Consider the following 6,825-nt stretch of genomic DNA (forward strand, 5'->3'; position numbering starts at 1 on the left):
GCGTCAGTTCAATTCCGCTCGCAGGCCGCGGCGGTGCACGGGCTCGCGACCGGGCGGCGGCTGCGGCGGCGGCAGCAGCGGCTTGCGCTTGCGCACCGCGATCGTCGTCGGCGACTCCGTGCTCAGCACGAGTTCCTCGCCCGCGTGCCGGATGGTCAGCTCGCTGCCAGGGCCGTCGCGCAGGGTGTAGGTGACGTCGTCGTGGTTGACGTCGGCGGTCACCCGGAACTCGCGCCAGCGCAGCCGGAACCTCAGCCGCGAGATGCCGTCGGGCAGATGGGGGTCGATCTCCAGCACGCCGTCGTCGTCGCGCAGGCCGCCGAAGCCGGCGACCAGGGCCGTCCACGCGCCGGCGAGTGAGGCCATGTGCAAGCCGTCGCGGGTGTTCTCGTGCAGGTCGCGCAGGTCGATCAGCCCGGCCTCATACGCATAGTCGTGGGCCAGCTCCATGTGGCCGACCTCGGCGCACATCACCGCCTGCGTGCACGCCGACAGCGACGAGTCGCGCACCATGCGCCGCTCGTAGTAGTCGACGTTGCGCGCCTTCTGTTCGGGGGTGAAGGCGTGGCTCTGCCACTGCATCGCGAGCACCAGGTCGGCCTGCTTGATCACCTGCGCGGGGTACAGCTTCACGTAGGCCTCGTGCAGCAGCAACGGGTAGGTGTTGTTGGTCTCGAAATCCCACTCCGCGAAGGTGGTGAAGCCATCGCACTGCTGGTGGACGCCGAGCTCCTCGTCGTAGGGGATGTGGGCGGCGTTGGCGGCGTTGCGCCAGGCGGCCATCTCCTCGTGGGTGACGCCGACGTCTCCCGCCGCGTCCGGGTGGCGGCCGCACGCCTCGGCGGCGTTCAGCAGATTGTGTGCCGCCATCAGATTGGTGAACACGTTGTCGCGGACGATTGCGGTGTATTCGTCGGGCCCGGTGACGCCGTCGAGGTGCCAAACGCCGTGACGGTCGTGGTGGCCGAGCGACATCCACAGCCGGGCCGTCTCGATCAGCACCATCAGGCCGCACTCTGCTTCCAGCGACTCGTCGCCGGTGACCGTGCGATACCGCTCGAAGGCCATCGCGATGTCGGCGTTGATGTGCCACGCCGCGGTGCCGGCCGGCCAGTAGGCCGAGCACTCCTGGCCGCGGATGGTCCGCCACGGAAAGCTGGCGCCGTCGAGGCCGAGTTCGGCCGCCCGCTCCTTGGCCAGATCCAGCGTCGAGGCCCGCCACCGCAGCGCGTCGGCGACCGCGTGTGGCACCGTGTAGGTGAGCACCGGCAGCACGAAACCCTCTGTGTCCCAGAAGGCGTGGCCGTCATATCCGGTTCCGGTGAGGCCCTTGCTGGGGATGGCCCGGCGCTCGGCGCGGGCGCTGGCCTGCAACAGGTGGAACAGCCCGAACCGCACCGCCTGCTGGCTCTCCGGGTCGCCCTCGACTTCCACATCGGCCGAGTCCCAGAACAGGTCCAGATAGGTCTTCTGCCCGTCGACCAGGCCCTGCCACCCGCTGTAGCGCGCGTTGTTCAGCGCCGCCGCCGCCTGGTCGCGCAGCGCCGGGCGGGACCGCAGGCTGGACCAGCCGTAGGCCAGGTACTTGACGATGCGCAGCTGCTGGCCGGGACGCAGCCCGCAGATGATGGTGGTGCGGGCCAGGTCGGGGCGGGCATCGGTGACGACCTCGACGCGCCCCGGCACGTCGACCTCGTGGTCCATCGCGGCGGCCATCATCAGGGCGCTGGCGCGGGTGCGGTGCATGAGAAGCGCTCCGCGCTCGTTGCTTTCGTGCGCGACGGCCTCCAGCGGGTTCTCCAGGATGGCCGACACCCGCGGGTCGTCCGAGGTCTCCGGTTGGTCCTCGTTGGTGACAAGTTCGGATTGCACGGTGACGCGGGCGAATTCGCCGATCGCCTCGACGACGTACTCGATGGCCGCCACGCTGCGGTGGACCAGCGACACCAACCGGGTGGACACCACCTTGACCTGCTTGCCGGTGGGCGAGCGCCAGTGCGCACGACGGCACAGCGTCCCCGCGCGCAGGTCCAGGGTCCGCTCGTGGTCGATCAGCTCGCCGTAGCGGACGTCGAACGGCTCGTCGTCGACCATCAGCCGCATGATCTTGCCGTTGGTGACGTCGACGACGGTCTGTCCGGCCTCCGGATAGCCGTACCCGGCCTCGGCGTACGGCAGCGGCCGAATTTCGTAGAACGAGTTCAGGTAGGTGCCCGGCAGGCCGTACGGCTCACCCTCGTCGAGGTTGCCGCGCAACCCGATGTGCCCGTTGGACAACGCGAACAGCGACTCCGACTGAGCGAGCAGCCGGAGGTTCAGCCGGGTTTCGCGGACCTGCCACGGTTCGACGGGAAAGGCTTCTTCGGTGATCATCGGGGACTATCACCGAGCAGGTCGGCCAGATCTGTCACCACGACGTCGGCGCCGTTGTCGCGCAAATCCTCGGCCTGGCCCACGCGGTCTACCCCTATCACGAAACCGAAGTTACCGGCACGGCCCGCCTGCACGCCGGATATCGCGTCCTCGAAGACTGCCGCCGCGTCGGGCTCGACGTCGAGCAACTCTGCGCCGCGCAGATAGGAGTCGGGCGCCGGCTTGCCCGCGATGTGTTCTTCGCGCAGGGTGACGCCGTCCACCCGCTGTTGGACGAACCGGTCCAGGCCCGTGATCTCGAGCACGTCGCGGGTGTTGGCGCTGGACGAGACCACGGCGATGTCCAGACCCGCGGCCGCGACGGCTTCCAGGTAGCGTCGCGACCCGTCGAACACCTCGACCCCGTCGTCATGCAGGACCCGCTGGAACATGTCGTTCTTGCGGTTTCCCAGGCCGTAAATGGTCTCGGCGTCCCCGGAGTCGTCGGGGTCGCCGTCGGGCAATTCGATTCCGCGGCTGTCCAGAAACGAGCGGACCCCGTCCTCGCGCTTCTTCCCGTCCACGTATTTGCGGTAGTCCGTGGCCGGGTCGAATGGGACGAACTTGTCCCCGGTGCGCTCGGCGCGCTGGGAGAGGTAGTCGTCGAACATGGCCTTCCAGGCCTTGGTGTGCACGCTCGCGGTGTCGGTGAGCACACCGTCGAGGTCGAACAGGCAGGCGCGCACCTTTTCGGGCAAACCCAGCGCAGAACTCACTCGGTCACCTCGCTTTCTTCGGATGATCGGTGATAGTCCACCATTCATCTTTGACCGTTATCGCCATCCGTTACACATCGAATTTGTGAGACGGCCGTACCGGAGCGAAAGTCGTTGGCATCGGCGTGGAATCGGGCCATTGACGGGCCGGTAAAAAAAGATGCGGATTTTCCGACGCATTTCCTTCCAGAGTCATAAAGTCTTGCCATCAGGCAGTCGCGACACGAGGTGGTGATCGGGCTTTGTGGATCTGTGATCGGGATGTCGTGCCTGCAGGCGAGAGCCGTCCAGGGGCTTTCGCCGTGGTCATGCCCGTCGAGGCAACGGCGGATGAGTCAAAGTCAAGGCAGCGCAAGGGACGGTTGTCATGAACATTTTCGTATCCCCGCCAGAGGTCACGTCGGCCCAGATGTACACCGGTGCCGGCTCGGCGCCGATGCTGGCGGCCGCGGCAAGCTGGGACGGTCTGGGCGCGGAGTTAAGCGCTGCGGCGCAATCGTTTTCGGCGGTAACGTCGAACGTGCCCTGGCAGGGCGCGGCGGCGTCGGCGATGACGGCGGTGGCCACCGAGTATTCGCGGTTCCTCGACTCGGCGGCGGTCCACGCGGTGAGCGCGGCGCTGCGGGCCAAGTCGACGGCCGCCATCTTCGAAGCGGCCCGGGCGGCGGTGACGCACCCGCTGGCCGTCGCCGCCAACCGCGTCCAGTTGGTGTCGCTGGTCAGGTCCAACCTATTCGGCTTCAACGCCCCGGCCATCGCGGCCGCCGAAGGCGCGTACGAGGCGATGTGGGCCAAGAACATCACCGCGCTGGTGGGTTATCACGGCGCGGCGTCCGCGGTGGCGGCGCAGTTGACACCCTGGCAGCAGGCGCTGAAGGCGCTGGGCGTCAACATCAGCAGCGACTCACCGCTGGGACAGGTCATGGCGAACAACTCGAGCGCGGTCGCCCGCTTGACCGACTTCACCCAGAGCCAGTTGGCCGCCACCCAGGCGCTCACCCGGGCCGACCTGTCGGCGGCGGGCAAGGCGGTGACGTCGGGTCAGATCGGCGTCGCTGCGCAGCGCGTCGCCGACGCGGGCCTGATCAACGTCGGCACGGCGGTGCGTCTGGCCGCTCGCACCGGTGATTTTCCGTTCGAGGTGGCCGGTCAGGACCTCAACCTTCTCGGTGGCGCGGGCGGCGGGATCAAGGCCTATGCCCTGGGGGTGCAGCCGGCGATTTCGGCCGTCGGCAGCGGTGGCCTGCTGAGCCAGCTGTTGACGAACAACCAGGACTCGGTGGCCAGCCTGCTGAGGTCCAACACCATCCAGCTCGACTATGCGCGAGAGCTCACCCACACCAACCTCGCGGCCGCGCAGGCCGCGCTCGGTTCGGGTGACTTCGGCACGGCCGCACAGGATGTCGGCAACGCGGTGCTGGTCAACGCCGGGACGACGTTGCGCGTCGGCGGCCAAACCGTCTTCGGGCTGCCGCTGATCGCCGGCCAGGACATCACCATCGCCGGCGGTGGCGCCAGCCTGCTCGGGAGGATCTCCGCCGAGCCTGCCGCCGCCTTGTTGGCGGTCACCGGCAACGGCGGGTCGCTGGACCAGTTGGCCAGCTACAACCAGTCGATGGTGGCGCAATTCCAGGAAGCGGGCGCGACTCAGCTTGCGGCCGTGCAGGCATTGACCCGCAGCGACCTGGCGGCGGCGGGTGCGTCGCTGGCGTCCGGTGACCTCGTCGGGGCGGTGCACCATGTCGCCGACGCCGGCCTGATCAATGCCGGCCAGACGCTGACCCTGGGCGCCCGCACCGGCGCGTTCGGTTTCCAGCTGGCCGGTCAGGACCTCAACCTCCTCGGCGGCGGGGGCGGCGGCATCGTGCGGGCCGATGCCTTGCAGGCGTTGGCGTTCCGCGGCGACGACGGCATGCTGTCCCAGCTGCTGTCGAACAACGCCGACGCCACGAACGGCCTGTTGCGGCAGAACACGATCGCGCTGGACAACGCCCGGACGTTCACCCAGCAGAATCTGGCGGCCGCGGGCGCGGCGCTCGGTTCGGGTGACTTCGTGACGGCGGCGCGCGACGTCGGCAACGTGGTGCTCGTCAACGCCGGGACAACGCTGCAGGTGGGCGGGCGGACCCTGTTCGCAGCCCCGCTGCTGGCCGGTCAGGACATCACCATCCTCGGCGACGGTTCCAGCCTGATCGGCGGCGGGAAGGTGATCGCGCAGGCCGCCGCGGCGATCGGCGGCGGCGACGGCGGGTTGCTCGACCAGCTGAGCAGCTACAACCAGTCCATGGTGGCGCGTTTCCATGCGTTCAACGCGGATCAGCTTGCGGCCGTGCAGGAATTGACCCGCAGCGACCTGGCGGCGGCGGGTACGTCGCTGGCCTCCGGTGACCTTGTCGGCGCGGTGCGCCACGTGGCCGACGCCGGGTTGATCAATGCCGGGACGACGCTGACCCTCGGCGCGCGCTCCGGTGCGTTCGGTTTCGATCTGGCCGGCCAGGACCTCAACCTGCTCGGCGGCGCGGGCCGCGTCAAGGCCGAGGCCTTCCAGTCGTTGGCGATGGTCCGCGGCGACGACGGCATGCTGTCCTCGCTGCTGTCGAACAACTACCAGGCCACGTCGGGTCTGTTGCGGCAGAACACGATCGCGCTGGACTTCGCGCACACGTTTACTCAGGAGAGCTTCGCAGACGCGGGTGCGGCGCTCGGTTCGGGTGACTTCGTCACGGCGGCGCGTGACGTCGGCAACGCGGTGCTGGTCAACGCGGGGACGACGCTGCAGGTCGGCGCGCGGACCGTGTTCGCGGCCCCGGCGCTGGCCGGCCAGAGTCTGGACATCCTCGGCCACGGTTCCAGCCTGATCGGCGGCGTGAAGGAAGCCGCCGCGGCAGCGTCACAGCAGTTGTTGGCGACGGCTCCCGACGGCGACCTGCTGGGCCGGATTACGGACTACAACCAGCACGCGGTGGCGAGCCTGCAGCAGGTGAACGCGAATCAGCTCGACGCGATGCACGAATTGACGCGCAGCGATCTGGCGGCGGCGGGTAAGTCGTTGACGTCCCTGGACCTCGTCGGTGCGGTGCGTCATGTCGCCGACGCCGGGCTGATCAATGCCGGCACGACGTTGACCGAGGCCTCGCGGACGGGCGCGTTCGCCTTCCAGCTGGCCGGTCAGGACCTCAACCTCGTCGGCGGCATGGGCGACGGCAGTGTGCGGACGGACGCGGTTGCGGCCTTTGCGGCGTATCGCGCCGACAACGGCATGTTGTCCCAGCTGCTGTCGAACAACTACGCGGACACGTCGGGCTTGTTGCGGCAGAACACCATTCAGCTTGAGTATGCGCGCGAGCTGGCCCACAGCGACCTGCTGGCGGCGCAGTCCGCACTCGGGTCGGGCGACTTCGTCACGGCGGCGCGCGGTGTCGGCAACGCGCTGCTCGTCAACGCCGGAACGACGGTGCAGGTCGGCGCCCAAACCCTGTTCGCCACTCCCGCAATGGCCGGCGAGGATCTCGACATCCTCGGCGGCGGCTCGAGCTTGATCGGCCGCCTGGCCGCAGAGAAGTGAGCCACGACTGACCCGATGAATATCTTCGTGTTGCCGCCGGAGGTCACGTCGGCGCAGATGTATACCGGGGCCGGTTCGGCGCCGATGCTGGCCGCGGCGGCGAGTTGGGATGGGCTCAGTAGCGAGTTGGCC

At 68.7% G+C, this 6,825-nt stretch carries 4 protein-coding genes; 2 read left to right on the forward strand and 2 right to left on the reverse strand.

Annotated elements, in window-relative coordinates; translation table 11 throughout:
- Nucleotides 1-3: 3 nt before the first annotated feature.
- Nucleotides 4-2,373 carry a glycoside hydrolase family 65 protein gene (locus AC5Y5V_RS20040; protein WP_499938896.1) on the reverse strand — a complete coding sequence of 790 codons (2,370 nt, stop codon included), beginning with the start codon at nucleotides 2,371-2,373 and terminating at the stop codon, nucleotides 4-6.
- Nucleotides 2,370-3,128, reverse strand: coding sequence for a beta-phosphoglucomutase family hydrolase (locus AC5Y5V_RS20045; RefSeq protein WP_499938899.1), 759 nt, complete (start codon nucleotides 3,126-3,128; stop codon nucleotides 2,370-2,372). The genes AC5Y5V_RS20040 and AC5Y5V_RS20045 overlap by 4 nt, the downstream gene beginning before the upstream one ends.
- 367 nt (nucleotides 3,129-3,495) lie before the next feature.
- Between AC5Y5V_RS20045 and AC5Y5V_RS20050 the strand changes: the two genes are divergently transcribed.
- Nucleotides 3,496-6,693 (forward strand): PPE domain-containing protein, encoded by a 3,198-nt coding sequence (locus tag AC5Y5V_RS20050; protein WP_499938901.1) that lies wholly within the window; start codon nucleotides 3,496-3,498, stop codon nucleotides 6,691-6,693.
- Between the two features lie 15 nt (nucleotides 6,694-6,708).
- Nucleotides 6,709-6,825 (forward strand): PPE domain-containing protein (locus tag AC5Y5V_RS20055; protein WP_499938919.1); only part of this gene is annotated, 117 nt, incomplete at its 3' end.

It is taken from the genome of Mycobacterium sp. NGS68 (assembly GCF_059812195.1).